Origin of the sequence: Saccharopolyspora montiporae (genome assembly GCF_015209505.1) — a bacterium.
Classification (GTDB): Bacteria; Actinomycetota; Actinomycetes; order Mycobacteriales; family Pseudonocardiaceae; genus Saccharopolyspora; species Saccharopolyspora montiporae.
In genome coordinates this window covers 36,730-63,106 of sequence record NZ_JADEYC010000009.1, presented here as the reverse complement: position 1 = coordinate 63,106, position 26,377 = coordinate 36,730, and the positions used below count along the sequence as shown (strand labels likewise).

The 26,377-nt window shown below is 71.7% G+C and carries 22 protein-coding genes and 1 riboswitch; of the genes, 17 read left to right on the top strand and 5 right to left on the bottom strand.

The genetic code is table 11. The features are described 5' to 3' along the window. Positions 1–36 precede the first annotated feature (36 nt). Positions 37–519 carry a nitroreductase family deazaflavin-dependent oxidoreductase gene (locus tag IQ251_RS05625; protein WP_193927377.1) on the top strand — a complete coding sequence of 161 codons (483 nt, stop codon included), beginning with the start codon at positions 37–39 and terminating at the stop codon, positions 517–519. Positions 520–571: 52 nt separating this feature from the next. On the opposite strand, the gene IQ251_RS05620 is transcribed toward IQ251_RS05625, so the two are convergent. Further along, complete coding sequence (locus tag IQ251_RS05620; RefSeq protein ID WP_193927376.1) at positions 572–1,243, bottom strand: TetR/AcrR family transcriptional regulator; 672 nt, start codon at positions 1,241–1,243, stop codon at positions 572–574. Between the two features lie 61 nt (positions 1,244–1,304). Here IQ251_RS05620 and IQ251_RS05615 point away from each other — a divergent pair, with 61 nt between their 5' ends. The 4 genes from IQ251_RS05615 (at position 1,305) to lat (ending at position 5,592) form a co-directional block, all read left to right on the top strand. Continuing rightward, positions 1,305–2,261, top strand: coding sequence for an ATP-binding cassette domain-containing protein (locus tag IQ251_RS05615; RefSeq protein ID WP_193927375.1), 957 nt, complete (start codon positions 1,305–1,307; stop codon positions 2,259–2,261). Between the two features lie 28 nt (positions 2,262–2,289). Beyond that, positions 2,290–3,051: an ABC transporter permease gene (locus tag IQ251_RS05610; RefSeq protein ID WP_193927374.1), complete on the top strand. Its 762-nt coding sequence runs from the start codon at positions 2,290–2,292 to the stop codon at positions 3,049–3,051. Positions 3,052–3,139: 88 nt separating this feature from the next. Next, the gene (locus IQ251_RS05605; protein WP_193927373.1) at positions 3,140–4,081 is read left to right on the top strand and encodes a zinc-binding dehydrogenase; all 942 of its coding nucleotides are present in this window, start codon (positions 3,140–3,142) and stop codon (positions 4,079–4,081) included. 149 nt (positions 4,082–4,230) lie between these two features. Further along, complete coding sequence (gene lat / locus IQ251_RS05600; protein ID WP_193927372.1) at positions 4,231–5,592, top strand: L-lysine 6-transaminase; 1,362 nt, start codon at positions 4,231–4,233, stop codon at positions 5,590–5,592. Positions 5,593–5,620: 28 nt separating this feature from the next. Here the strand turns inward: lat and IQ251_RS05595 are convergent, their stop codons facing one another. Beyond that, entirely contained in the window at positions 5,621–7,183 is a 1,563-nt protein-coding gene (locus IQ251_RS05595) for a dolichyl-phosphate-mannose--protein mannosyltransferase (protein ID WP_193927371.1), read from the bottom strand. A 75-nt stretch (positions 7,184–7,258) separates the two neighbouring features. Here IQ251_RS05595 and rsmI point away from each other — a divergent pair, with 75 nt between their 5' ends. Continuing rightward, on the top strand, positions 7,259–8,110 hold the full coding sequence (rsmI, locus tag IQ251_RS05590; RefSeq protein WP_193927370.1) for a 16S rRNA (cytidine(1402)-2'-O)-methyltransferase: 852 nt from the start codon (positions 7,259–7,261) through the stop codon (positions 8,108–8,110). Positions 8,111–8,134: 24 nt separating this feature from the next. On the opposite strand, the gene IQ251_RS05585 is transcribed toward rsmI, so the two are convergent. Next, positions 8,135–9,397, bottom strand: coding sequence for an aminodeoxychorismate synthase component I (locus tag IQ251_RS05585; RefSeq protein WP_193927369.1), 1,263 nt, complete (start codon positions 9,395–9,397; stop codon positions 8,135–8,137). Between the two features lie 207 nt (positions 9,398–9,604). Between IQ251_RS05585 and metG the strand changes: the two genes are divergently transcribed. The 10 genes from metG to IQ251_RS05535 all read left to right on the top strand — a co-directional run bounded on the left by metG (position 9,605) and on the right by IQ251_RS05535 (position 23,378). After that, positions 9,605–11,401, top strand: a complete 1,797-nt coding sequence (gene metG, locus IQ251_RS05580) for a methionine--tRNA ligase (protein WP_193927368.1) — start codon at positions 9,605–9,607, stop codon at positions 11,399–11,401. 109 nt (positions 11,402–11,510) lie between these two features. Further along, positions 11,511–12,344 (top strand): TatD family hydrolase, encoded by an 834-nt coding sequence (locus IQ251_RS05575; protein WP_193927367.1) that lies wholly within the window; start codon positions 11,511–11,513, stop codon positions 12,342–12,344. Positions 12,345–12,911: 567 nt separating this feature from the next. Continuing rightward, positions 12,912–14,489, top strand: a complete 1,578-nt coding sequence (locus tag IQ251_RS05570; RefSeq protein WP_193927366.1) for a resuscitation-promoting factor — start codon at positions 12,912–12,914, stop codon at positions 14,487–14,489. A 94-nt stretch (positions 14,490–14,583) separates the two neighbouring features. Further along, positions 14,584–15,450, top strand: a complete 867-nt coding sequence (gene rsmA / locus IQ251_RS05565; RefSeq protein WP_370591223.1) for a 16S rRNA (adenine(1518)-N(6)/adenine(1519)-N(6))-dimethyltransferase RsmA — start codon at positions 14,584–14,586, stop codon at positions 15,448–15,450. Between the two features lie 176 nt (positions 15,451–15,626). After that, positions 15,627–15,715: riboswitch (SAM riboswitch) on the top strand. 235 nt (positions 15,716–15,950) lie between these two features. After that, complete coding sequence (locus IQ251_RS05560) at positions 15,951–16,970, top strand: methionine ABC transporter ATP-binding protein (protein WP_193927365.1); 1,020 nt, start codon at positions 15,951–15,953, stop codon at positions 16,968–16,970. Beyond that, entirely contained in the window at positions 16,967–17,650 is a 684-nt protein-coding gene (locus IQ251_RS05555) for a methionine ABC transporter permease (RefSeq protein WP_193927364.1), read from the top strand. The genes IQ251_RS05560 and IQ251_RS05555 overlap by 4 nt, the downstream gene beginning before the upstream one ends. Before the next feature lie 135 nt (positions 17,651–17,785). Next, positions 17,786–18,598 carry a MetQ/NlpA family ABC transporter substrate-binding protein gene (locus IQ251_RS05550; protein ID WP_193927363.1) on the top strand — a complete coding sequence of 271 codons (813 nt, stop codon included), beginning with the start codon at positions 17,786–17,788 and terminating at the stop codon, positions 18,596–18,598. Positions 18,599–18,732: 134 nt separating this feature from the next. Continuing rightward, positions 18,733–19,686, top strand: a complete 954-nt coding sequence (locus tag IQ251_RS05545) for a 4-(cytidine 5'-diphospho)-2-C-methyl-D-erythritol kinase (RefSeq protein ID WP_193927612.1) — start codon at positions 18,733–18,735, stop codon at positions 19,684–19,686. A gap of 58 nt (positions 19,687–19,744) precedes the next feature. After that, positions 19,745–21,523 carry an ABC-F family ATP-binding cassette domain-containing protein gene (locus IQ251_RS05540; protein WP_193927362.1) on the top strand — a complete coding sequence of 593 codons (1,779 nt, stop codon included), beginning with the start codon at positions 19,745–19,747 and terminating at the stop codon, positions 21,521–21,523. Positions 21,524–21,725: 202 nt separating this feature from the next. Continuing rightward, positions 21,726–23,378, top strand: a complete 1,653-nt coding sequence (locus IQ251_RS05535) for a fatty acyl-AMP ligase (RefSeq protein ID WP_193927361.1) — start codon at positions 21,726–21,728, stop codon at positions 23,376–23,378. A 15-nt stretch (positions 23,379–23,393) separates the two neighbouring features. Here the strand turns inward: IQ251_RS05535 and pth are convergent, their stop codons facing one another. Both pth and IQ251_RS05525 read right to left on the bottom strand, forming a co-directional pair. After that, positions 23,394–23,969 carry an aminoacyl-tRNA hydrolase gene (pth, locus tag IQ251_RS05530; protein ID WP_193927360.1) on the bottom strand — a complete coding sequence of 192 codons (576 nt, stop codon included), beginning with the start codon at positions 23,967–23,969 and terminating at the stop codon, positions 23,394–23,396. Positions 23,970–24,066: 97 nt separating this feature from the next. Further along, a complete protein-coding gene (locus IQ251_RS05525) occupies positions 24,067–24,681 on the bottom strand; it encodes a 50S ribosomal protein L25/general stress protein Ctc (protein ID WP_193927359.1) in 615 nt (204 codons plus the stop codon). Between the two features lie 354 nt (positions 24,682–25,035). Here IQ251_RS05525 and IQ251_RS05520 point away from each other — a divergent pair, with 354 nt between their 5' ends. After that, positions 25,036–26,328: an Nramp family divalent metal transporter gene (locus IQ251_RS05520; protein WP_193927358.1), complete on the top strand. Its 1,293-nt coding sequence runs from the start codon at positions 25,036–25,038 to the stop codon at positions 26,326–26,328. Positions 26,329–26,377: the final 49 nt, after the last annotated feature.

Below are 26,377 nucleotides of genomic sequence, written 5' to 3'. Positions count from 1 at the left end.
GGCGCGTTCGGTGGAAAGCCGCGGCGGGAGGAATCAGTGGCACTGACCGACCACAAGCCGCGCGGGCTGCTGCGGTTGCTGCTGCGCGCGCCGATCTGGCTCTATCGTGCTCGCCTCGGCTTCCTGGCCGGGCATCGGCTGCTCTACCTCGCCCACCGGGGGCGCCGTACCGGCGCACGCCGCGAGGTCGTCGTGGAGACGGTGCACTACGACCCGGATGGCCCCGAGGTCGTCGTGATCGCGGCTTGGGGTGGCGATCCGGACTGGTATCGCAATCTCCGCGCGGCGCCGGCGATCGAGGTGCGCGTCGGTGCGAAAAGGTGGCCGCAGCCCGCGCACCGGTTCCTCGGTGCGGCCGAGACGCAGCGGATCCTGCTCGCTTACCAGCACGCTCACCCGCATGCGTGGAAGCGGCTCGCGCCGCTGCTCGGTTTTCCCGCCGAGCCGACCGACCCGCGCTGGCCCGAAGTCGCTGCCGCGGTGCACGCCATCGCCTTCACCCCGGCTTCGCCGAGTTGACCGTGCCGGGGATCGGCACGCCCCCCAGCGCACGGACGCGTAGTCGGTCGGATCAGTCGGTGTGCAACGGGTGCGCCCGCGAGGCGCTGTCCTGCGCTCGGGCGTGCGCGAGGAGGCTCGGGTAGTCGGTGGCGATGCCACGCAGCAGGGTCTCCACCGCGGATTCGACCTCCTGCTCGCTGGTGGAGGCGTGCCCGAACAGCGCTCGGTAGTGCACGAGCGAGCCGAGCAGGTCCAGGGTGAGCGGGCGGTCGAGATCGGTGCGCAGGTCGCCGCGCGCGAGTGCGCGGTCGAGCGTGCCCTCGACCGCCGCGCGGGGAGGGTCGAACAGCGTCGACATGAACTCGTCGCGCAGCCGGGGTGACCCGGTGCAGTCGGCGAGCAGCGGGCCGAGCACGTCCGGCGGCATCCGCTCGAACGCCTGCACGTAGAGGTTGATGCATTCGCTGATGTCGCACAGCGTGCAGTCGGTGTCCGGGGCGCTGACCTCGCCGAGCTGCCGGGCGAGCACGGCGAGCACGAGCTGCTGGCGGCTGGCCCACCGGCGGTAGACGGCGGGTTTGGTGGTGCCGGCGCGCCGGGCGGTGTTCTCGATGCTGAAGCGGTGGTAGCCGGATTCCCCGAGCAGGGCGAGCGCGGCGTCCAGCACGGCCGCGTCGATATGCGTGTCGCGCGGTCGGCCCGCGGTGGTCGTGGACTTCGTCCGATCGGTCGGGGCTGGCATGTGCCCAGGCTAGCAGTTATATTCCGATACGAGACGTAATGTAAATCGCCGGGGGGTCGGGATGATCCACGCACACCAGCTGGCCCGCACGTTCTGGGTCGACCGCACACCCGTCGAGGCGGTGCGCGGCATCGATCTCGATGTGGCACCCGGGGAGGTCGTCGCTTTCCTGGGGCCCAACGGGGCGGGCAAGAGCACCACCCTGCGCATGCTCACCACCCTGCTGGCGCCGACCGGTGGAACGGCCGAGGTCGCCGGGCGGGATATCGGCGCGGACCCGGTCGCCGTGCGCCGGCGGATCGGGCATGTCGGCCAGGGAAACGGCTCCTTCGACGGCCTGCGCGTGCACGAGGAGCTCTACACCCAGGCCCGCTTCTACGGCATCTCGCGCCGCAGCGCGCGGGCCCGCAGCGCCGAGCTGCTCGACCAGTTGCAGCTCGGCGAGCAGGCGAACCGGGACGTGGCGCGGCTTTCCGGCGGCCAGCGGCGCCGGCTCGATATCGCGATGGGCCTCGTCCACCGCCCGCAGCTGCTGTTCCTGGACGAGCCCTCGGCCGGGTTGGACCCGCAGAGCCGGTCCAACCTCTGGGAGCACATCGCCCGCATGCGCGCCGAGGACGACACGACGATCTTCCTGACCACGCATTACCTCGACGAGGCCGACTCCGTTGCCGAGCGGGTGATCGTCATCGACGACGGCAGGATCATCGCCGATGGGCCGCAGGACCAGCTCAAGGCCAAGGTGTCCGGTGACCTGGTCACCGTCGAACTGGTCGAACCCGCCGACGCGTCGGCCGCGGCCGGGATCGCTGCCCGGCTCCCCACCGCCCACGCCGTCTCCGCGGACGGGGATGTCGTCGGGTTCCGCGTCGCCGAGGGCGACACCGCCACCCCGGCGGTCGTACGCGCGCTGGACGCCGCGGGCATCCGGTTGCGCAGCACCCGGGTCCAGCGGCCGACGCTGGACGACGTCTTCCTGTCGCTGACCGGCCGCAGCCTGCGGGACAGCGAGAACTAACCCCACCGCCCGTATCGGGAGTGCCACGATGAGCCTGCTCGCCGCCACCGGTTCCGTCTTCAACCGCGAGATCCGCGCCAAACTCCGCACGCCCTGGCCCTACATCGAGGCGATGGGTGATCCGCTGCTGCTGCTCGTGCTGTTCGGGCCACTGGTCGCCGCCCTCGGCGACATGCCGGGCCTGCCGGCGCACTCCACCGCCCAGTGGTTCGTACCCGGCATGCTCGTGCTCATGGTCTTCACCACCGGAGCCTTCATCGGTGCCGGTTTCCAGGAAGAACGGGCCTCGGGGGCGCTGGAGCGCATGCTCGTCACCCCGGTCAACCGGTTCGCGCTGCTGGCCGGGCGCGTGCTGCGCATCGTCGCCGTGGTGGCCGTCCAAGCGGTGATCGTCGTCGCGGCCACCGCTCCGTTCGGCCTGCAGGTCCCACCGCTGGGTGCCCTGATCGCGCTGGTGCAGCTGGCCACGCTGGCCGCGGCGCTGGGGATCGTCTCGCTGGCCGTCGGGCTCGTGCTACGGAACTCCTACGCGTTCTGGGGCGTGGTCTCGATCGTCTACACGCCGATCCTGATCACGTCGGGTGCCATGCTGCCGATGGAGCTCGCCCCCGGGTGGCTGTTCGCGATCTCGCGGGTCAACCCGCTCGCGCACGTCGTCGAGGGGCAGCGGGTGCTGTTCTCCGGCGAACTCGCCCACCCGGCCGTGCTGCTGGGATTCGCCGTGACGGTGCTGTTCGGGCTCGTCGGGGCGATCGTGGGCACCCGGGCGATGGGGCGGCTGCGGGCATGAGAGGGACCGCGCGCCGTCGGTGTGCGGGCGCGGCGGTGGGACCATTTCCCACCAGATGCCGTCGTGGAGCGGGGAGGCGCGAGAGCTGATGAAGGCGTGGCAGTTCGTCGAGACCAACGAGCCGCTGGTGCTCAACGAGGTCCCGGAACCGGTCCCGGGCGCGGGTGAAGTCATCATCGCGGTGCAGGCGTGCGGGTTGTGCCACTCGGACGTCACCTACATGACGCATCCGGGGACGAAGGCGGCGATGCCGTACACGCCGATGACCTTGGGGCACGAGACCGCGGGTGTGATCAGCGCCGTGGGGCCGGGGGTGACCGGCTGGCAGGTCGGCGACCGGGTCGGCGTGTGCCCGTCGGGCAAGGGGTTCCCCGGGTTCTTCACACCGGGCGGATTCGCCGACAAGCAGCTCGTGCACGTCGAAGACCTGGCCCGCGTCCCGGACGGTCTGGACATCTCGCTGGGCGCCGTCGCCACAGACGCGGGCATGACGTCGTACCACGCGCTCGTCGTGCGCGGCGGGCTGACCGCGGACATGTCGGTCGGGGTGATCGGCATGGGCGGACTGGGGCAGATCGCCACCCGGGTCGCGGTGCTCAAGGGCGCGGACGTGCACGTCGCCGAACCGAAGCGGGATCTCTGGCCGTTGGCGGAATCGCTGGGCGCTGCGGGCCTCGTCGCCGACGCCGCGGATTGGAAGGGGCGCGACTTCGACCTGGTCGTCGACTACGCGGGCTTCGACACCGCCGCTCGCGCGATCGATGCCGTGCGGCCCGGCGGCACCGTGGTGACCGTCGGCATCGGTGCGCCGGAGTTCACCATCCCCTCCCAAGCCCTGCTGTGGAACAAGAACCTCATCGGGTCCATCGGGGGCACCGTGGCCGACATCGAGGATCTCTACGCGATGATGACCGCGGGCGACCTCGCGCCCGCTTACGAGGAGATCGGGTTCGACGAGGTCCAACGCGGACTCGAACGGCTCGAAGCCGCGCAGGTCACGGGCCGGCTGGTGGCTCGTTTCGGGAGCTGAGCCCGGATGCGGGCGGCATCTTTGCGGACACCCCGTCGATAGCGAGGAAGATTTCCACCGCGCTCGCGCGGACCAGCGACGATATTGCGGTAATGGCGACTCCGGTTGTAACTTTTCCTGTTGAGGGTGTTCGGCTTCCGGAGGTGCCCATGACGGCTCAGCAGGAGACCACCCAGTCGCCCACCGGACCGCCGGTGCAGCGCGGCCCCCGCCCGGACGCGGTCGCCGCGCTGCGCGGGCACGTCACCGGGGATCTGCTCGACATCCAGGTGGACCTGGACGGGAGCGAGGGCTGCCGCATCCGGGACGCCCGGGACGGCGGCGGCTACCTCGATCTGACCACCTACTTCAGCTCGGCGCCGCTCGGGCACGGGCATCCCGCGCTGCGTGCCCCCGAGTTCGAGGCGGACCTGCTGCGCGCGGCGCGGATCAAACCGGCCAATCCGGATTTCGCCACCGCGGAACAGGCCCGGTTCGCCGACACGTTCCGGCGCGTCGTCGGGATCGCCGAACTCCCGCTGCTGTTCTTCATCGACGGCGGAACGCTCGCCGTGGAGAACGCGCTCAAGATCGCGTTCGACTGGAAGACCAAGCGCAACGCCCGGGAAGGAACCCCGGTGACGGCGGGCCGGGTGTTGCACCTGGAGCACGCCTTCCACGGCCGCAGCGGCTACGCGCTCTCGCTGACCAACACCGACCCGGTCAAGATCCGCGACTTCCCCAAGTTCGACTGGCCGCGCATCCCCGCACCCGCCGTCGAACCCGGTCAGCGGTGGGAGGTGCCGGACCTGCTGCCGGCCGAGCAGGAGGCGCTGTCCGCCGCTGAGGCGGCGCTGCGCCGATGGGGACCGGAGATCGCCTGCTTCGTGTACGAACCCGTGCAGGGCGAGGGTGGTGATCGGCACCTGCGCCCGCAGTTCCTGCAGGCCGTGCAGCAGTTGTGCCGCGAGCACGACGTGCTGACCGCGGCCGACGAGGTGCAGACCGGTGCGCTGGCCGGGCGGCCCTGGGCGCACGTCGAGCTGGGACTGGAACCGGACCTGGTCGCGTTCGGCAAGCGGATGCAGGTCTGCGGGGTCATGGGCGGGCGCCGGGTGTTGGACGTCGCCGACAACGCGTTCCGCGAGACCGGCCGGATCAGCTCGACCTGGGGCGGATCGCTGGTCGACATGGTGCGGTCCACCCGGGTGCTGGAGACCGTCGAGCGCGACGGGCTGTTCGCCGCGGCGCAGGCGGCGGGCGCCGTGCTGCGCGGTGAGCTGCAGGCGGTGGCGGCCGATTTCCCGGACCTGGTGCGCGATCCCCGCGGGCGCGGCCTGATGTGCGCGATCAGCTTCGCCGATCCGGCGGTCCGGGACAGCGCCGTCACCGCGCTGCGCCAGCGGCACCGGGTGCTGGTGCTGCCCTGCGGACCGGACTCGCTGCGGTTCCGCCCTCCGCTGACCGCCGAGCACGCCGACCTGGCCGAGGCGGCCGCGGCACTGCGCCGGACCCTCGCCGAACTCGCTTAGGACGCCCGCGCTGCCATGCGGTCCTCCGTCACTGCCAGGACGGGAGCCACATCTGCGCCTGCCAGTGCTGCGGGGTGATCGGTTCGCCGTTGAGGATCGGCCACAGCCACACGAAGTTCGCCACCACCAGGCCGACGTACAGCGAGACGGCCAGCAGTCCGGTGCCCCGCCGCTCCGGACGGCCGGTCGCCGGACCCAGCAACTCGCCGAGCACCAGCACGATGCCCAGCACCAGGAACGGTGCCAGCGGCGTCGCGTAGAAGTAGTACATCTGCCGGTCCAGATTGGTGAACCAGGGCAGGTAGCCGGCCGCGTAGCCCACCAGCACGGCCGCGTAGCGCCAGTCCATCCGGGTCGCGGTGCGCCACACCGCCCAGCCCGCCACCGGCAGGGCCAGCCACCACATCGCCGGTGTGCCCAGCAGCATGGTCGCTTCCACGCAGTCGGTGCGGCCGCAGCCGGAAACATCGGACTCGTAGTAGTAGAGCATCGGGCGCATGCCCATCGGCCACGCCCACGGCTTGGACTCCCACGGGTGCGGATCGTCCGGCGTCACCAGCGAGGTGTGGAAGTCCAGCACGTTGAGCTGGTAGTACAGCAGCGAGCGCAGCGGGTCCGGCAGGAAGCCCAGCCCGACGTCGTCGCTGATGTCCACGGCGTGCCGATCGGTGGCGGTCTCGCTGGCGAACCAGCCCGACCAGCTCGCGAAGTACACCAGCAGCGGGACCGCGACCAGACCCCACAGGGCCGGTGCGGTGTCCCGGCCGAGCGCTCCGCGCCACGGCTTGCGCACCCCGGCCGAACGCCTGCTCAGCGCATCCCAGAACACGCTGAGCAGGCCGAACGCCATGATGTAGTAGATCCCGTTCCACTTCACCCCGCAGGCCAGGCCGAGCATCAGGCCGGCGCCGAACCGCCACCAGCGCACGCCCAGCCGCGGACCCCAGGTGCTCACCGCGATCCGGCCCGCCTCGTGCGCGCGCAGCAGCCGGCTGCGCGCGTCGTCCCGGTCGACCAGCAGGCAGGCGAACGCGGCGAGCAGGAACATCGCCTGGAAGATGTCCAGCATCCCCACCCGCGACTGCACATGGCTGAGCCCGTCGCAGATCAGCAGCACCCCGGCCAGCGCGCCGAGCAGCGTGGACCGGGTCAGCCTGCGCGCGATGCGCACGACGAGCAGCACCATCACCGCGCCGGACACCGCCGCGGCCACCCGCCAGCCCCAGGGCGTGTAGCCGAACAGCCACTCGCCGGCCGCGATCAGGTGCTTGCCGATCGGCGGGTGCGCGACCAGCTCGTAACCCGGGTTGTCCTCGTAGCCGCCGTTGCGCAGCACCTGCCACGCCTGCGGGACGTAGTGCTTCTCGTCGAAGACCGGGGTTCCCTCGTCGGTGATCCGCCCGAGGTCCCACAGCCGCACCAGGCCCGCCAGCAGGGTCAGCACCGCGGTGACGATCCAGCTGCGCAGCCGGTCGGCGGGATTCCAGACGTCCAGCAGCGGTCCGGGATCGGTCTCGCCCGGTCGCCGGGCTGGCGGGGTGCTACCGGGCCGCACCAGGTCCGTACCGGAGTTGCCGACGAGAACGCTCACGCCCCCAGATCGTAGAGCCGGGCGGCGGCAGCCGGGCTCAGGCCCGACACGGCTCGCCGAATACGCTGTGCAGCCATGGACCCCGAAGCCCGACCGGGCACCTTGCTGCTGGCCGCGACGCCGCTCGGCGATGCGCGGGACGCCTCGGCCCGGCTGGTCGACGCGCTGTCCGCGACCCCGGTCGTGGCCGCCGAGGACACCCGCCGCGTCCGGGCGCTGGCCGCGCACCTCGGGGTCCCTCCGACGGGCCGGGTCGTCAGCTACTACGAGGCGGTGGAGTCGGCGCGCACCCCGGTGCTGCTGGAGGCGCTGCGCGGCGGCCAGGACGTGCTGCTGGTGACCGACGCGGGCATGCCCAGCGTCTCCGACCCCGGGTACCGGCTGGTCACCGCGTGCGTGGCCGAGGGGTTGCCGGTCACCTGCCTGCCCGGTCCGTCGGCGGTGACCACCGCGCTGGCCGTGTCCGGCCTCCCCTCCGACCGGTTCTGCTTCGACGGGTTCCCCCCGCGCAAGCAGGGCGAGCGGCGCCGCTGGCTGGCGCGACTGGTGGGCGAGCAGCGCACCTGCGTGTTCTTCGAGGCCCCGCACCGGCTGGCCGACACGCTCGCCGACGCCGCCGACGTGCTGGGCGCGGACCGCCCGGCCGCGGTCTGCCGCGAGCTGACCAAGACCTACGAGCAGGTCCGCCGCGGCGGGCTCGGCGAGCTCGCGCAGTGGGCCGCGGACGGTGTGCGCGGGGAGATCACCGTCGTGCTCGGCGCGGCGGCCGAGGTGGCGACCGACCCGGGCGAGCTGGTCGCGCGGGTGGAGCAGCGCGCCGCGGACGGGCTGCGGCTCAAGGACGCGGTGGCCGAGGTCGCCGAACTGGCGGGCGTGCGCAAGAAGGACCTCTATGACGAGGTGCTCAGCGCCCGAGCCGACGGCTAGGGATTGTCTTCGGGAACACCCTGTTCAACGGAGCAGGGATAGCGCCGGGGCTGCTTTGGTGAGGCACTCCTGCCACTCGCGGTCCGGGTCCGAGTCGGCGGTGATGCCGCCGCCCACGCCCAGGTGCAGCGTGCCGGCCGACTGTTCCAGCGTCCGGATGGCCACGTTGAGCTCCATGCCCGCGACCGGGGAGGCCATGCCGACCGCCCCGCAGTAGACGTCGCGCGGCTGCGCTTCCAGTTCGGCGATGACCTCCAGCGCGCGGGGTTTCGGCGCCCCGGTCACCGATGCGGGCGGGAAGGTGGCCGCCAGCAGCCGGGAGTTGGGCGTTCCGGCGGGAAGTCGCGCGCGCACGTCCGAGACAAGGTGCCACACACCGGGATGCGGTTCCACGGCCAGCAGGCGCGGGACGCCGACCGTGCCGACCTCGGCCACCCGGCCCAGGTCGTTGCGGGCCATGTCCACGATCATCACGTTCTCTGCGGTGTCCTTGACCGAGGAGCGCAGCAGTTCGGCGTTGGCCGCATCGGCCGGACCGCGCCGCGGAGTGGTCCCCTTGATCGGGCTGGAGCGCACCACGTCGCCGTGCCGGGCCAGGAACAGTTCCGGGGACAGCGAAGCCACCGCACCCCAGTCGCCCGCGACGTGCGCGGCGCGGGCCGGGGCGAACCGCTCGCTGCCCGCGGCGAACACCTCCAGCGCATCCCCGTCGAACGGCACCGCGAACCTGCTGCAGATGTTGGCCTGGAAGATCTCGCCGGCCGCGATCTCGGCCACGCACCGGTGCACCGCCTTGCGGTGCAGGTCGGCGTCCGGGTACTCGACCGGCCCGGCGCGCAGGGCGTCGGCGGGCCGGTCCTGGCAGGCGAGCAGGTCCGCGAGCTCGGCCTCCAACCCGGGATCGGGCCCGGTCAGCGATTCGAACCACCACTGTCCGTCCGGGGCGAGTCGGAGCACCTGGTCGGTCCAGCCCCAGGCGGCGTCCGGCAACCGCCGCGGGTGCAGGTCCGGGTCGGTGCAGCCGTACCCGAGGTAGCCGATCCAGCCGCCGCCCACCGGTCCCGGGCCGCCGGTCCCGGCCGCGGGCAGGTCCAGCGGTGCGAACCCGCCGCCCGGCGGGGCGGGCGTGATCCGCACGGAGGGCACCAGCACCGCCGCACCGCCGAACCAGTCCCCGGTCAGCGCCGCGGGCGGAGGCAGATCGCGGTCCCGCGCCCTGGCGCCGAGCAGGCGCAGCGCTCCGGTCGCGGTGAGGTCGCTGTCGATCGGCCGCGTGTAGGTGTCCACCTGCCCAGTATGAGCGGACCGGGCGGCGCGCCCGTGCGGCTCCGCGACGGGTGCGGTCGAGGATCTGCGCAGGTCACCGCCCGATTACCGGCGCAGGTGCGTTCGCGAGGGTGACCCTTCGCACCGCTCGCGGCTCCCGGGCGCGGTGCGGCTGACGTGCGGGCACGACCCGGCGGGCGTGCGCGGCGGGTGGTTTACGCTGAAGGCATGAGTGCCTCCGTGCTGACCGCTGTGGCCTGGCCCTACGCCAACGGTCCTCGGCACATCGGCCACGTTTCCGGGTTCGGTGTGCCGTCCGACATCTTCTCCCGCTACCAGCGCATGGCCGGCAACCAGGTGCTCATGGTCTCCGGTACCGATGAGCACGGGACCCCGATCTCGGTGCAGGCGGACAAGGAGGGGCTCACCCCGCGCCAGGTCGCCGACAAGTACAACCGGGTGATCACCGAGGACCTGCAGGGCCTCGGCCTGTCCTACGACCTGTTCACTCGCACCACCACCGGCAACCACCAGCGGGTCGTGCAGGACCTCTTCCTGGCGATGCACCGCAACGGCTACATCGTGCCGCGGACCACCACCGGCGCGGTCAGCCCGTCCACCGGCCGCACGCTGCCGGACCGCTACATCGAGGGCACCTGCCCGATCTGCGGGACCGACGGCGCGCGCGGCGACCAGTGCGACACCTGCGGCAACCAGCTCGATCCGGCCGACCTGCGCAACCCGGTGTCCCGGATCAACGGCGAGCGCCCGGAGTTCATCGAGACCGAGCACCTGTTCCTCGACCTGCCCGCGTTCACCGAATCGCTGGGCAAGTGGCTGTCCACCCGCACCGACTGGCGGCCCAACGTGCTGCGGTTCGCGCAGAACTTGGTGGAGGACATGCGCCCGCGGCCGATCACCCGCGATCTCGACTGGGGCGTGCCGATCCCGTTGGACGGCTGGCGGGACCAGCCGATGAAGCGGTTCTACGTCTGGTTCGACGCGGTGATCGGCTACTTCTCGGCCAGCGTCGAGTGGGCGCAGCGGATCGGCGAGCCGGACGCCTGGCAGCAGTGGTGGACCGATCCCGCCGCACAGCCGTACTACTTCATGGGCAAGGACAACATCACCTTCCATGCCCAGATCTGGCCCGCGCTGCTGATGGCGCACAACGGTCAGGGCGACAAGGGCGGTGAGACCGGTCCGTTCGGCGAGCTCAACTTGCCCGGCGAGATCGTCTCCAGCGAGTTCCTCACCATGAGCGGCTCGAAGTTCTCCACCTCGCGCGGCACGGTGATCTACGTGCGCGACTTCCTGCGCGAGTTCGGTCCGGACACGCTGCGCTACTTCATCTCGGTGGCCGGACCGGAGAACCAGGACACCGACTTCACCTGGGACGAGTTCGTGCGGCGCACCAACTTCGAGCTCGCCAACGAGTGGGGCAACCTGGTCAACCGCGCGGTGTCCATGGCCGCGAAGAACAACGGGGCGATCCCGGCGCCGACCGCGCCGCACGCCGACGACGAGGAGCTCAAGGCGCAGTCCCGCGCCGCGTTCGACGTGGTCGGCGGGCACCTGCAGCGGTCCCGGTTCAAGGCTGCCGCGCAGGAGGCCATGCGCGTGGTCTCCGCCGCGAACAAGTACCTGTCCGACCAGCAGCCGTGGAAGCTCAAGGAGGACACCGACCGCCGGGATGCGGTGCTGCACACCGCGCTGCAGGTGGTGTCCGACGCCAATGCGCTGCTCACGCCGTTCCTGCCGCACTCGGCGCAGAAGGTGCACGAACTGCTCGGCGGCAGCGGGGTGTGGGCGGCACAGCCGCAGCTGCACGACGTGTCCGATTTGGACGATCCGTCGATCGAATACCCGGTGCTGATGGGCGATTACGCCGCCGAGCAGGCGCGTTGGGCCTCCGCGGACATCGAGGTCGGCCGCCCGCTGGCCAAGCCCACCCCGCTGTTCGGCAAGCTGGCGCCGGAGCTGGGCGAGACCGGCCCGGAGTGGGCGCCGATCCCGCAGGACTGACCGGCCCCCAGGACCGTCCTGTCCCGGGTAGTGCCGGCCGGAGACCACCCCGTGCACCCCGGCCATCCGCTGCGGTGGCCGGGGTGCACCTGTGCTGGAAAGGATCCCGATGGGCAAGAGCGAGCGCAGGCGCGAGCCGCCGCCGGTCCCCGAAGCGCTCCCGGCACCCGCGGTGGACGCGCACACCCACCTGGACGCGTGTGGGGCACGCACCCCCGAGGACGTGCGCGCGCTGGTCGACCGGGCCGAGCGGGCCGGGATCGAGCGCGTGGTGACGGTGGCCGACGACATCGCGGCCGCCCGCTGGGCCACCGAGGCCGCTTCCTGGGACGACCGGGTCTTCGCGGCCGTGGCGCTGCATCCGACGCGCGCCGGTGATCTGGGCGAAGCGCAGCGCAGCGAGCTGGCGGAGCTCGTGACGCGCCCGCGGGTGGTCGCCGTCGGCGAGACCGGGCTGGACTACTACTGGGACTACGCCACGCCGCAGGACCAGCAGGAGGCCTTCCGCTGGCACATCGACCTGGCCAAGCGCACCGGCATGCCGCTGATGATCCACGACCGGGACGCGCACCAGGACATCCTGGATGTGCTGCGCTCCGAGGGCGCGCCGGAAACCGTGGTGTTCCACTGCTTCTCCGGCGACGAGGTGTTCGCCAAGACCTGCGCGGACGCGGGCTACGTGCTCTCGTTCGCCGGTACCGCGACCTTCCGCAACGCGGCCGGGGTGCGCGAGGCGGCGCGCATCGTGCCGGTGGAGCAGATGCTCGTGGAGACCGACGCCCCGTTCTTGACCCCGCACCCGTTCCGCGGGCAGCCGAACGAGCCGTACTGCGCCAACTACACGCTGCGGGCCCTGGCGGAGCTGCGCGGGGCGGATCCGGCGGAGCTCGCCGCGGCCACCACGGCCACGGCCGAACGGACCTTCCGCTTCGACCGGGTGTGACCCGCCGCGTCGTCCGGAGTGCTGCGCGTGGCCGCGCGCGGCTCGGCCGATCGCGCTCGGACCGGTCGCACGCGGGCGGCGCCGCTCGGTTTTCCGGACATTTCGGGAGTCACCGGATCGGGATGACGAGTGCGATATGTCACGGGTGATCTTGCGACGTAGGAGTAACACCGGTCGGGCACACCGCCACCAGGAGGGGATTCGCCAGCGGCTCGGATACGGGCTGTGCCAGGTTGTTCGGCGATTTGGTGTGACCCAGATCACATGCCGGTTGCGGGATCTTGGCCCCCCGCTTTGATCACGCTAGAGTCTCGGCCCCGTAACCGATGACAACCAGTCATGGGGAACGCCCGCTAGTCGCCGCCGGTGTACGTCGGGGAAGCGGGGCCCGCTGCAACGGAGCTCGGGTCCGCTGGACGGCGCTTGGCTACGGGAGTCGGATACACACGCGAAGCACGAAGGTTCCGTGCTCGTGCCGCCGGGAGGAGCGTCTGCGGAGTCAGCTCCGCCGACGCCGAACAACTCGGCGGACGGCACGGCTTTGCGCCTTCGGGAGGTAACGGCCCTGTGAACGGACGCGACGAACCCGGTTATCCCGGGTACGGCAACTACCCGCGGGCAGGCAGCAGCCCCTGGGTCGATCCACTCGACACGGCGACGGACTGGTTCACCCCGGTCCAGCCGGCGCAGACCCGCACCGCGGTGGGCGTGCTGGACCGCCCCCAGCCACTCGACCGGACCGGCTCGCCGGAGCGGACCGAGTCGCTGGACCCGATCCGCTCCCTCGACCGCCCGCAGCCGCAGCGGTACCCGACCGAGGACTACCCGAGCATCCCGCCGGGCACGCTGGACATCACGCCGGAGGACATCTACGAGGCGCTGGGCCCGCAGGCCCAGGACATGCTGTCCACGGCAGAGATCGATGTGGACGAGGTCATCCGGCTGATCAACGCCGAGACCACCGTCCTGCCCCCGCTGGTCATCCCGGACACCGTCGCGGATGCCGAGACCGGGGAGTACCCGCCCGCCGAGCTCGTCGAGGCGGTCACCGACTGGAAGCGCCGCTTCCTCAAGGGTGCGGTGGCCGGGGTGCTGCTGACGCTGACCTCCACCGGCGGTGCCGCCGCCGCGATGGACAAGTCCGTCACCGTCGAGGTCGACGGCCAGGAGCACAGCGTCAACACGTACCAGTCGACCGTCGGCGAGGTCCTCGAAGGCGAGGGCATCGACATCGGCCGGCACGATGCGCTGAGCCCGAGCCCGCAGGCCGAGGTCGGCCACGGCGACACCATCACGCTCGACCGCGGCCGGCTGCTCACGATCAACGTGGACGGCGAGCAGCGCGAGGAGTGGGTCCGCTCGGTCACGGTCGACCAGGCGCTGCGCCAGCTGCAGATCCCCGCGGACGGTGCTCAGCTGTCCGCGGACCGCGGGATGGCGGTCCCCGAGGGCGGCATGGAGCTCACGGTCAAGACCGCCAAGGACATCACCGTAGTCGACGGCGGCGGGGCTCCGCGCCAGGTGACCACGCACGCGGTGACCACCGACGAGCTCATCGCCGAGCAGAACCTGCAGGTCGGGCCGCAGGACCAGGTCACCGGCGGCGCCGAGGGCAAGGTCACCGACGGCGCCGAGATCCGCATCGACCGCACCGGCAGTTCGGTGGTCCCGGAGACGATGCCGGTGGAGCCGCCCGTCGAGGAGATCGTCGACCCGAACATGTTCCAGGGCGAGGAGCGGGTGGAGAAGCCCGGTACGCCCGGCGAGAAGGTCGTGTTCACCCGGATCACCGAGGAGAACGGCCAAGAGATCGGCCGCGAGGTCGTCGAGGAGCGGGTCACCAAGGAGGCCGCGCCGGAGGTCGTCCGGGTCGGCGGCAAGGAACCGCCGAACAGCGGCGTCTGGGACAAGCTCGTGGAGTGCGAGGCCACCGGCGACTGGTCGATGAACAGCGGCAACGGCTACTACGGCGGGCTGCAGTTCGACAAGTCCACCTGGGACTCGCACGGCGGCGATCAGTACGCGCAGTACCCGCACCAGGCCAGCCGCGAACAGCAGATCGCGGTCGCCGAGCAGGTGCGCGACGAGCGGGGCGGCAGCTACGGCGCTTGGCCGTCCTGCTCCTCCGAGCTCGGCCTGAGCTGATCGGCCGCGGTGCCCCGGCCGTCGTCCGGGGCACCGCGGCGGGTCCGGGTGGGTGGTGCCGGGGCGCTCCGGATGCGCGGGTACGTTGCCGTACGTGGACCAGCAGGCATCGCTGCTCGGCCCGGCCGATGTCCGTCGACTGGCCGGTGAACTGGGCATTCGGCCGACGAAGAAGCTCGGCCAGAACTTCGTGCACGACCCGAACACCGTGCGCCGCATCGTGGCCGCGGCCGGGGTCGGTGCCGAGGACGTCGTGCTGGAGGTGGGCCCGGGTCTGGGCTCGCTGACCCTGGGGCTGCTCGAACCGGCGCAGCACGTGGTCGCGGTCGAGGTCGATCCCGAGCTGGCCGAACGGCTACCGCGTACCGCGGCGGAGCGGGCGCCGGACGCGGCCGACCGGTTGACCGTGCTCACCGCGGACGCGCTCCGGCTGCGCGCGGCCGATTTCCCGCGGCAACCCACCGCTCTGGTCGCCAACCTGCCCTACAACGTGGCGGTGCCGGTCGTGCTGCACCTGCTGGCCGAACTCCCGCAGCTGCGGCACGGGTTGGTCATGGTGCAGTCCGAGGTCGCCGAGCGATTGGCCGCAGGCCCCGGCGGGCGGGTGTACGGGGTGCCGAGCGTGAAAGCCGCCTGGTTCGCCGACGTCCGGCGCGCGGGTGCGGTACCGCGCAACGTGTTCTGGCCGGTGCCCAACGTCGACTCCGGGCTGGTGTCGTTCACCCGCATACCGCCGCCGTCCTCGTCCGCGCCACGTGCCGAGGTCTTCCGGGTCGTGGATCTCGCGTTCGCCCAGCGACGCAAGACGCTGCGGGCCGCGCTGTCCGGCTGGGCCGGGTCGGGGGCGGCCGCCGAGGAGCTGCTGCGCTGCGCCGGGGTGCAGCCCGGCGCCCGCGGGGAGCAGCTGGAGATCGCCGACTTCGCCCGGCTCGCGGAGTGCGCTCAGGAACGGAGCGCGTAGCGCGCCCCTCGTTCGGGCGGTTGTTTTTCCGCAGAACTGTGTTACCGCGCGTGACCAAACAACCCGCCGGGCCAGATCATTCCCGCTCGACCGGGTATGTGACCTTTCAAACGATTTCGGAAAGTGACCAGTATCAACTTGCGTCGGCAAGTGCCAGTGGGGTCTACTATCCGAGAAATCCATCCCGAGCGGCCGAGAGATCTGGCTCGTCGACGCCGCAGCAACCACCCGCCGTGGCAGGTGCTACCGCCAGGACCGATGGAGCTGTTGTGGTTTCCAAAGCACTGTTAGCCGGCCCGGGCCAAGACCGGAGCCCCTCTCGATCGAAGCGATCCCGATGCACCCACGTCCGGAGGCTGCTGACCCAGCGGCGCGTGATCGATCTCGGACGGCGGACCACCACCGCCTGTCGACGCGCTGTGTGACGCAAGCCTTCGTCCCGCTTCCCCCAGGAACCGCGCGAGCCCGCGCGGCCTGCACGAGCTGATGTGGAGCAGATCGTGATCACAGTCGAGAACCTCTCGAAATCGTTCCAGCAGAACAACGAGACCGTGCGCGCGCTCGACGGCGTGTCCATGGAGGTCGCCCCCGGATCGGTGTGCGGCGTGGTCGGGGAGAGCGGTGCGGGCAAGTCGACCCTGGCCCGGTGCATCGGTCTGCTGGACAAGCCGGACTCCGGTGCCATCCGGGTCGACGGCACGGACCTCGTCTCGCTGGACGGCAAGGCGCTGCGCGCCGCCCGCCGCCAGATCGGCGTCGTTCCGCAGGGCGACTCGCTGCTGCGCCAGCGCACCGCCGCGGGCAACGTCGCCCTCCCGCTGGAGGCCGCGGGGATTCCCGCCGCGCAGCGCCGCCAGCGGGTGACCGAGCTGTTCGAACTGGTCGGTCTCAGCGACAAGGCGGGTGCCTACCCGGACCAGCTGTCCGGCGGCCAGCGCCAGCGGGTGTCGATCGCGCGGGCTCTGGCGGGCAAGCCGTCCGTGCTGCTGGCCGACGAGCCGACCTCCGCGCTCGACCCGAGCACCACCGACTCCGTGCTGACCGTGCTCGACCGGGTGCGCTCCGAACTCGGGGTCACCGTCCTGGTCGTCACGCACGACATGGCCGTGGTGCGGCGGATCGCCGACGACGTCGCGGTACTGGAGCAGGGCCGCGTGATCGAGCACGGCAAGGTGCTCGACCTGGTCGCCGAGACCAGCAGCCGGGTCGGCGAGACGCTGCTGCCCGCCACCGACCAAGCCGCGCCGCTGCGCCCGGCCCGGACCGGTCACGACGTGGTCGCCGAGGTCGTGCTGGTCGGGTTCGCCGCGGTCGGTGCGCTGCTGCCCGAGGCCTCCAGCCGGTTCGAGGTCGACCTGTCCATCCTCGGCGGCGGGCTGACCAGGCTCGGCGACACCCCGGTCGCGAAGTTCAAGGTCGGGCTGACCGGGGAGCGCTCGGAAGCCGCCCTGAACTGGATGATCGAACGGGACGCGAACGTGCGCCGCGCCCCGGTGGCCGTTGACGGAGTCGCTGCGTGAGTGATCTGACCCCTTGGTCGGAGGTCTTCGAAGTACTGGGTGAGGCGACCGCCGAGACGCTGTACATGGTGCTGGTTTCCACCGTGCTGGCGGTTCTCGGCGGTCTGCCGCTCGGCGTGCTGCTGCACCTGACCTCACCCGCGGGCCTGACCCCGAAGCCGGTGCTCTACCGCGTGGTCGGCGTGGTCGTCGACGTGGTGCGCTCGGTCCCGTTCGTGGTCCTGCTGGTGATCCTGGCCTCGTTCACCCGGCTGCTGATCGGCACCTCGTTCGGCAGCAGCGCGGTGATCGTGCCGCTGACCATCGGCGCGGTGCCGTTCTTCGCGCGGTTGACGCAGAACGCGTTGCGCGAGGTCGGTTTCAACGTGGTCGAGGCCGCGATCACCACCGGATCCAGCAAGTCGCGCATCGTGTGGACGGTGCTGCTCGGCGAAGCCCGGGCCGCGCTGGTCGGCGCCATCGGCGTCACCGCGGTCGCGCTGATCGGCTACGCGGCGATGGCCGGGGCCATCGGCGGCGGCGGGCTCGGCACCACCGCGATCCAGGACGGCTACCAGGGCTACGACGACCGGCTGCTGTACAGCTCGGTGGTCGTGCTCGGTGTGCTCGCCTTCGCGATGCAGCTGCTCACCGACCTGGTGGCCAAGCTCGTCGACCGCAGGCGCACCGCGACCACGTAGCGGGAGCGCCGATCCGCTCGTCGGGCGGTGCGGGCCGATCTCCGGAAGCCGCCGCCGCTGCGGGAACAGGCCCGAGGCGGGCGGCCTGCCCGCTTGCTCACGGGGACCTTCCCCGCGCATCAGAAAGGACAACCCATGCGGAAACGTTTCGCCGTCGTGCTGGCCGCTGCCGGACTGGCGCTGGCCGGGTGCGGTGGTGGCGCCACCGACGCCGCGCAGGATCCGGAGGCCCCGCTCACCATCGGCGTGAGCCCCACCCCGCACGGCGAGATCCTGGAGTACGTGCAGGACAACCTCGCCGCGCAGGCGGGCATCGAGCTCGAACTGGAGCAGTTCGACGACTACAACCGGCCGAACGAGGCCGTGGCCAACGGTGAGCTGGACGCGAACTTCTTCCAGCACAAGCCGTACCTGCAGGAATACCAGCAGGAGCGCGGCGGCGAGTTCACCTGGGTCGAGTCGGTCCACCTCGAACCGCTGGCGGTGTACTCGACCAAGCACCGCTCGCTGCAGGAAATCCCGGACGGCGGCACGGTCATGCTCTCCAACGACCCGGCCAACCAGTTCCGCGGTCTGCAGCTGTTGGCCGACAACGGGCTGATCGAGCTCAAGCCGGACGCCTCCCCGGACACCCGGGTGGACGCGGCGATCGCGCAGAACCCGAAGAACATCGAGTTCCAGCCGATCGCCCCGGACCAGCTGCCGCGCTCGGTGGAGGACGCGGACGCCTCGGTGGTCAACGGCAACTACGCGCTCAAGGCCAACCTGTCCGACCCGCTGGTCGCGGAGGAAGCAGAGGGCAACCCGTACGCCAACGGCCTGGTCGCCAACCCCGCCATGGCCGAGGACCCGCGGATGGTCAAGCTCGCCGAGCTGCTCAAGTCCGACGAGGTGAAGAAGTTCATCCAGGACGAGTGGCGCGGCGTCGCGGTCGTGCCCGCGGACTGATCCCGCTCGTGGGGCGTCCTCGCGATCGCCGGGGACGCCCTGCGCACATCGGCACCGGCCCGCCGACACGTCCCCGTGCGCAGGGAAGTCGGCGGTGCGGTCCGGCGGGCACGTACGCTTGGAGCGTGCTGTCCGTGGTTCCAACACCGATCACCGTCCGCGTCCCGGCCAAGGTCAACCTGCACCTGTCGGTCGGCGAATCCCGCGAGGACGGGTACCACGAGCTGGTCACCGTGTTCCAGGCGCTGTCGCTGACCGACGACGTCACGGTGGTCGGTTCCGACGAGCCCGGTGTCGAGGTGCACGGCGAGGGCGCCGGGGAAGTCCCCGCCGACGGGCGCAACCTGGCCTGGCGAGCGGTCCGGCTGCTGGCCGAGCACGCCGGCCGCGATCCGGAGGCGCCGGGCGTGCGGGTGTCGATGAACAAGGGCATCCCGGTGGCCGGCGGGATGGCCGGTGGCAGCGCGGACGCCGCGGCGACCCTGCTGGCGCTGAACGGCCTGTGGCACCTGGAGCTCGGCCGGGACGAGCTGTCCGAGATCGCCGGCCGGCTGGGCAGCGATGTCCCGTTCGCGCTGCAGGGCGGAACGGCGCTGGGCACCGGTCGCGGCGAGCGGTTGGTGCCGGTGCTGGCGCGGCACACGTACCACTGGGTGATCGCCCTGGACCGGGACGGCATGGAAACCCCGGGCGTGTACGGCGAACTGGACCGGCTGCGCGCCGAGTCCAAGCCCAACCCGGTGGGCGACGTGGAACCGCTGCTGGAAGCGCTGGCGTCCGGGGATCCGCGGCAGCTGGCCCTGCTGCTGGGCAACGACCTGCAGGCGGCGGCGGTCTCGCTGCGGCCGGGGCTGCGCCGCACGCTGCGCGCCGGAGTGCAGGCGGGTGCGCTGGCCGGGATCGTGTCCGGATCCGGTCCGACCTGCGCGTTCCTGTGCACCGACGCCGATGCCGCGGTCAAGGTGGCCGCTGAGCTGTCCGGTGCCGGGGTGTGCCGCACCGTCCGGGTGGCGCACGGGCCGGTACCGGGCGCGAAGGTCTCCGAGGAGCGCAGCGACCGACCCACCCCGCCGCAGGTGCACGCCTGAGCGCAGCGCTCGGCGGCCGCGATCGGCAATCAATCGACGGAAGTGGAACGACCACCTGATGGTGAACCTGGTCAACCTGGAATCGGTCAGCAAGAGCTACGGCGTGCGCCCGCTGCTGGACGGCGTGTCCCTCGGCGTGGCGCAGGGTCAGCGGATCGGGGTGGTCGGGCTCAACGGCGGCGGCAAGACGACGCTGCTGGAAGTGCTGTCCGGGCTGGCCGATCCGGACGGCGGGCGGGTCAGCCACGGCCGCGACCTGCGCATGTCCGTGGTCACCCAGCGCACCGAACTGCCCGCCGGGGCGACCGTGCGCAACGCGGTGCTCGATCCGCTGGGCCTGTCCGCCGAGCACGAGTGGGCCGCCGACCCGCGGGTGCGTTCGGTGCTGAGCGGGCTCGGCATGTCCCGACTCGGCCTGGACACCCCGGTGGACGGTTTCTCCGGTGGTGAGCGCCGCCGCGTCGCGCTGGCCGCCGCGCTGGTCCGCGATCTCGACCTGCTGGTGCTGGACGAGCCCACCAACCACCTGGACGTGGAAGGGGTCGGCTGGCTCGCGCAGCACCTGCTGGACCGCAAGTGCGCGCTGGTGATCGTCACGCACGACCGCTGGTTCCTGGACGCGGTGTGCAACCGCACCTGGGAGGTCGTGCAGGGCCGCGTCGAGCAGTACGAAGGCGGGTACGCGGACTGGGTCTACGCACGCGCCGAACGGGCCCGGATCGCCCAGCAGACCGAGGAGAAGCGGCAGAACCTGGCCCGCAAGGAACTGGCCTGGCTGCAGCGCGGCGCCAAGGCGCGCACGTCCAAGCCCCGCTACCGGGTCGAGGCGGCCGAGGCGCTCATCGCCGACGTCCCGCCGCCGCGGGACACGGTGGAACTGGTCAGCTTCGCCAAGCGCAGGCTGGGCAAGACGGTGCTGGAGCTGGAGGACGTGGACCTGCGGGTGGCCGACCGCTCGCTGCTGGACGGGCTGACCTGGCGGATCGGCCCGGGTGACCGGATCGGTCTCGTGGGGGTCAACGGTTCCGGCAAGACCACGCTGCTGAACCTGCTGGCCGGCGAGCGCGAGCCGGACGCGGGCAAGCGCACCGAGGGCAAGACGGTCCGCATCGCGCACCTCACCCAGGAGCTGCACGACCTCCCGGGGCACTGGCGCGTGCTGGAGGCGATCGAGGACGTCGCCAAGCAGGTGACGCTGGGCAAGTACGAGCTGACCGCCTCGCAGCTGGGCGAGAAGTTCGGCTTCGGCAAGGGCAGGCAGTGGACGCCGGTGCAGGACCTCTCCGGCGGGGAGCGCAGGCGGCTGCAGCTGGCCCGGCTGCTCATGGACGAGCCGAACGTGCTCATCCTGGACGAGCCCACCAACGACCTGGACATCGACACCCTGCAGCAGCTGGAAGACCTGCTGGACGGCTGGGCGGGGACCCTGGTGGTCGTCTCGCACGACCGGTACCTGGTGGAGCGGATCTGCGACAGCGTGCACGCGCTGTTCGGCGACGGGAAGCTGACCCACCTGCCCGGTGGGATCGACGAGTACTTGGCGCGCAGGCATTCCCTGCTGGAGGCCGCGCAGAACGTCGGCAAGCAGGCCGATGACGCGGGTACCCGCGCGGGGTTGTCCGGGGCCCAGGAGCACGCCGCCCGCAAGGAGCTCGCGCGCTGCGAGCGGCAGCTGGACAAGCTCGCGACGAAGGAGCAGCAGCTGCACGAGAAGCTCGCCGAGGCGGCCACGTCGCCCGAGCGGTTGCAGGAGCTCAACGGGCAGCTGCGCGACCTCGGCGCGGAGAAGGAGCAGGTGGAGAGCCGCTGGCTGGAGCTCGCCGACCAGCTCGACTAGGGATTGATCTTTCGCGCACGGGCTTGCTGGGCGGTGCGGGTTGATCGGTGGGGTGGAAGCGGTCGGCGCCGCTCGGCAGGAGTCCTGCGGCCCGGTCGACGCGGAGTCGTGCGTGCAAACCGGTTTCCGTGATCGGGGGCACGGTGCCGATTCCGGTTGCGCGGTGTCGGCCCGCGCGCGTCGGACCGTACGCTGACGGGTCATGAGCCGGTTCGTGGACACGATGGTCGCCACCGCACGGGAGAACGACGGCCCGGACGCGCGCGGGTTGACCACGGGGGAGCCGCACCAGCCGCGCCGCCGCACCTGGGGGCAGGTGCACTCTGATGCGCGGCAGGTGGCGGGGGCGCTCGGCGAGGACCTGCGCCCGGGTGCCGCGGTGGCCGTGCTGGCCGCCGATCCGGAACTGATCGCCACCGCGGTGCAGGCCGTGTGGCTCGGCGGCGGCAGCGTGACCATGCTGCACCAACCCACCCCGCGCACCGACCTGGAGCACTGGGCGCAGGACACCCTCGCGGTGCTGGAGATGATCGAGGCCGAGCTGGTGCTGCTCGGCTCACCGTTCGACGACCTCGCCGGACTGCTGGACGAGAAGGGCATCCGGTACCGGACTTCGGCGGATCTGGCCTCCAGCGACGCCGCACCGCTGGCCGCGCCGATCGAGGTCGGCGAGCAGGAGACCGCCCTGCTCCAGCTGACCAGCGGGTCGACCGCCGAGCCCAAGGCGGTGCGGATCACGCACGGCAACCTGTACGCCAACCTGCGCGCGATGGTCTCGGCCGCGGAGCTCGACCCCGCGGTCGACGTCGTCGTGTCCTGGCTGCCGCTGTTCCACGACATGGGCATGGTCGGCTGCCTGACGGTGCCGATGGCCATCGGGGTCGAGGACGTCAAGGTGACCCCCGCCGACTTCCTCGCGTCCCCGCTGCTGTGGCCGGAGCTGATCAGCAAGTACCGCGGGACCGTCACCGCCGCGCCGAACTTCGCCTACGCGATCGTCGGCCGCCGGATGGCGCGGGCCGACGAGGGTTCGTTCGACCTGTCCAGCCTCCGCTTCGCGCTCAACGGTGCCGAACCGATCGACCCGAGCGCGGTCGCCTCGTTCACCGAGGGCGGTGCCGCGTTCGGGCTCGACCCGGGCTGCATGGTGTGCGCGTTCGGCATGGCCGAGGCCACGCTGGCCGTCTCGTTCACCCCGCTGGGCGCGGGTTTGCAGGTGGACGCGATCGACGCCGAGGCGTTGGAGGCGCGGCACCGCGCCGAACCCGTCGACCCGGAGCGGGCGAGCCGGCGGTTCGCGCTGCTCGGCGCACCGCTGCCCGGTCTGCAGGTCGAGGTCCGCGACGACGCGGGTGCCCGGCTCGGCGAACGCGAGGTCGGGCGGCTGCACATCCGCGGCGAGGCGGTCACCCCCGGGTACCTCACGGTGCGCGGACCGCTGGACGCGCAGGGCGCGGACGGCTGGCTGGACACCGGGGACGAGGGCTACCTGGCCGGCGGGCAGGTGGTGATCTGCGGGCGCCGCAAGGACGTCATCATCATGGGCGGGCGCAACATCTACCCGGTCGACATCGAGCGGGCGGCCGGCGAGGTGCCCGGGGTCCGCGCGGGCAACGCCGCCGCGGTGCGGCTGGACGCGGGCGGGCGGCGCGAGCGGTTCGCCGTGGTGCTGGAGTCGCGGTCGGCCGAGGACGCCGATGCGGTCAAGCAGCTGCGCAAGGACGTCGCGGCCCGGGTGTTGGACGAGGTCGGCGCGCGCCCGGCCGAGGTGGTGGTGTTGGCTCCCGGCACGCTGCCCAAGACGCCGTCCGGCAAGCTCAAGCGGGCGGCGACCGCGGAGTTCGTGGCCGGCTGACCTGCGCGGACGCGGTCAGTGGAAGCGGTTCTGCGCCGCTTCCAGGCCCTCGGTGGCCAGCGCTTCCACGGCGTCGGCGCAGCGGTCGATGAAGAACTCCAGCTCCTTGCGCTCCACGGTGCTGAAGTCCTTGAGCACGTAGTCCGCCGGGTCCATCCGGCCCGGCGGACGGTCGACGCCGAAGCGCACCCGCACGTAGTCGCGCGTGCCCAGCGACTTGCTGATCGAGCGCAGCCCGTTGTGCCCGTTCTCGCCGCCGCCGCGCTTGAGCCGGACCGTGCCGAACGGCAGGTCCAGTTCGTCGTGGATGACGATGACCGACTCCGGCGCGACCTTGAAGAACTTGGCCGCACCCGCCACCGGGCTGCCGGAGAGGTTCATGAACGAGCGCGGCTTGACCAGCACGCTGCGCGTCCCGGCCAGCCGTCCTTCGACGACCTCGGCACCGGATTTGTGCGCCTTGAACCGGCCGCCCGCGCGGTCGGCGAGCTCGTCGGCGACCAGGAAACCGATGTTGTGCCGGTTGCCTTCGTAGCGGGGCCCGGGGTTGCCGAGGCCGATGATCAGCGCGATCGAATCCGAGTCGGGCACGGGAGGTCGTCTCCTGCTGGGTCATGGGCACCCGCCGCGCCGCCCCACCGGAGGGCGGGACGGCGCGGGGTGCGCCCGACGACGAAGGGTGAGCCGATCAGGACTCGGCGGACTCCTCGCCGCCCTCTTCGGCGGTCTCGCCCTCGCCGCCCTCTTCGGTCATCTCGCCCGCGGGCTCGGTGATGTTGACGACCAGCGTCTCCGGGTCGGCCTGCAAGGTCACGCCGCGCGGCAGCGCGACCTCGGCCGCGGTGATCTGCGTGCCGGCCTCGACCTCCTCGACCGAGATCTCCAGCTGCTCGGGGATGTGCAGCGCCTCGGCCTCGATCTCGACCTCCATGACCTCCTGGTTGACCAGGGTGCCCGCGGCGGCCGTGCCGGTGACCGACAGCGGCACCGAGACGGTGACCTTCTCGCCGCGCTTGACCAGCAGCAGGTCGACGTGCTCGATGTAGTTCTTGATCGGGTGCGACGCGATCGTCTTGGTCAGCGCGAGCTCGCTCTTCGACCCGGCGACGTCCAGGGTCAGCACCGCGTTCTGGCCGTTCTCGCGGACCGCGCGGGCGAACTCGACGGCGGGCAGCGACAGGTGCTTCGGGTCGGAGCCGTGGCCGTACAGCACGGCCGGGATCTTGCCGGCGCGGCGGGTGCGGCGCGCGGCGCCCTTGCCGAACTCGGAACGGGTTTCGACGGGCAGGCGTACTTCGGACACGGTGGTGCACTCCTCGTGGCGTCGGGCGGAACGTGAATCGGTCGCTGGCCTGCGGCGACGGGGTGCGCGACGTGCACGATGCGGGAGGGGGCACCGGGTGGCCGAACAGCGGGCCCGCTCCGAGCGGGCATCCGGGCCACCGTGCCGACCGCGCCGATCACGCCGGGCGAACGACCCGACCTCGCCGAGGCAACCCCAACAGTCTAAACGGTGGCCGCGTTCCCGCAGCAGAGCGGGGGAGCCCCGCCGGGAGGTGGAGCTCCCGGTGATCGGGCGGGTGCGGGCGGTGCCCGGGACGTCACGGTTTGGTCGCACGATCCGCGCCGAACAGTGGCGCGGCGTTAGGTTCCCGGGATGGCTGCGGAGACGAACGCCGAGGACACCGCTGTCCCGGAGGCGACCTGGAAGGCGCGGATCAAGCAGGTCGGTCCGGGCGTCATGGCGGCGGCCACCGGGGTGGGCGCCGGTGATCTGGTCGCGACGCTGGTCGCCGGATCCCGGTACGGCTACACGCTGTTCTGGGCGGTGATCCTGGGCACGGTGTTCAAACTGGCGCTCGGCGAGGCGGTCGGGCGTTGGCACCTGGCTTCCGGGCGGACCATGCTCTCCGGCTGGCGCACGTTGGGCACGTGGGCGACGACCTACTTCGGCGCCTACGCCGTGGTGTGGGGCTTCGTCTACGGCGCCACCGCGATGTCCGCCTCGGCCCTGCCGCTCAACGCGCTGTTCCCGGTGCTGCCGGTCAGCGGCTGGGCGATGCTCAGCGGTCTCGCTGCGCTGGCATTGGTGTGGTTCGGCAGGTACGGCCTGCTGGAGAAGGTCATGACCGTGCTCGTCGGGGTCATGTTCGTGACCGTGGTCGGCACGGCGATCCTGGTCGGCCCGAACCTGCCGGAGCTCGGGGCGGGCCTGGTCCCGCGGATGCCGGACGGGTCGGTGGCCTACGTGGTCGGGCTGATGGGGGGTGTCGGCGGCACGATCACCATGGCCGCCTACGGCTACTGGACGTTCGCCAAGGGCTGGCGCGGGCCGAAGTGGCTGCCGTTCATGCGCACGGACAACGCCGTCGGTTACCTGACCACCGGCATCTTCGTGGTGGCCATGCTCGTGGTGGGCGCGGAGATCCTGGCCGGGCAGAACCTGACCGAGGACGACCAGGGCCTGCTGCGGCTGGGCGATGTGCTGGCCCAGGACTACGGCCAGTGGGCGCGGGTGCCGTTCCTGGTCGGGTTCTTCGCGGTCGCGTTCAGCTCGGTGATCGGGGTGTGGAACGGCGTGAGCCTGCTGTTCGCGGACTGGTGGCGCACCTGGCGGATGCCCAAGGACGCCCCGCCGGAGACCGCGGGCAGCTACGACCACAAGGCGGGCATGCACAGCACTCCGTACCGGCTGTACCTGCTGTGGTTGACCTTCCCGCCGATGCTGCTGCTCATGCTGGGCAAACCGTTCCAGCTGACGATCGTCTACGGGGTGCTGGGGGCGCTGTTCATGCCGTTCCTGGCGGGCACGCTGCTGGTGCTGCTCAATTCGAAGTCGATGATGCCGCAGCAGCACCGCTCCAAGTGGCTGTCCAACACGCTGCTCCTGCTGTGCTTGGGACTGTTCGTCGGTGTCGCGATCACCGAGGTCGCCGGGCTGTTCGACTGAGTCGGGCGGGGAATAGTTGAAACGTCAAGTTCGTTGTGGGTGGCGAGCG

Coding starts and splice junctions, on each gene's coding strand:
- IQ251_RS05620 (WP_193927376.1), bottom strand. CDS start 1,243: ATGCCAGCCCCGACCGATCGGACGAAGTCCACGACCACCGCGGGCCGA.
- IQ251_RS05615 (WP_193927375.1), top strand. CDS start 1,305: ATGATCCACGCACACCAGCTGGCCCGCACGTTCTGGGTCGACCGCACA.
- IQ251_RS05610 (WP_193927374.1), top strand. CDS start 2,290: ATGAGCCTGCTCGCCGCCACCGGTTCCGTCTTCAACCGCGAGATCCGC.
- IQ251_RS05605 (WP_193927373.1), top strand. CDS start 3,140: ATGAAGGCGTGGCAGTTCGTCGAGACCAACGAGCCGCTGGTGCTCAAC.
- lat (WP_193927372.1), top strand. CDS start 4,231: ATGACGGCTCAGCAGGAGACCACCCAGTCGCCCACCGGACCGCCGGTG.
- rsmI (WP_193927370.1), top strand. CDS start 7,259: ATGGACCCCGAAGCCCGACCGGGCACCTTGCTGCTGGCCGCGACGCCG.
- metG (WP_193927368.1), top strand. CDS start 9,605: ATGAGTGCCTCCGTGCTGACCGCTGTGGCCTGGCCCTACGCCAACGGT.
- IQ251_RS05575 (WP_193927367.1), top strand. CDS start 11,511: ATGGGCAAGAGCGAGCGCAGGCGCGAGCCGCCGCCGGTCCCCGAAGCG.
- IQ251_RS05550 (WP_193927363.1), top strand. CDS start 17,786: ATGCGGAAACGTTTCGCCGTCGTGCTGGCCGCTGCCGGACTGGCGCTG.
- IQ251_RS05540 (WP_193927362.1), top strand. CDS start 19,745: ATGGTGAACCTGGTCAACCTGGAATCGGTCAGCAAGAGCTACGGCGTG.
- IQ251_RS05535 (WP_193927361.1), top strand. CDS start 21,726: ATGAGCCGGTTCGTGGACACGATGGTCGCCACCGCACGGGAGAACGAC.
- IQ251_RS05520 (WP_193927358.1), top strand. CDS start 25,036: ATGGCTGCGGAGACGAACGCCGAGGACACCGCTGTCCCGGAGGCGACC.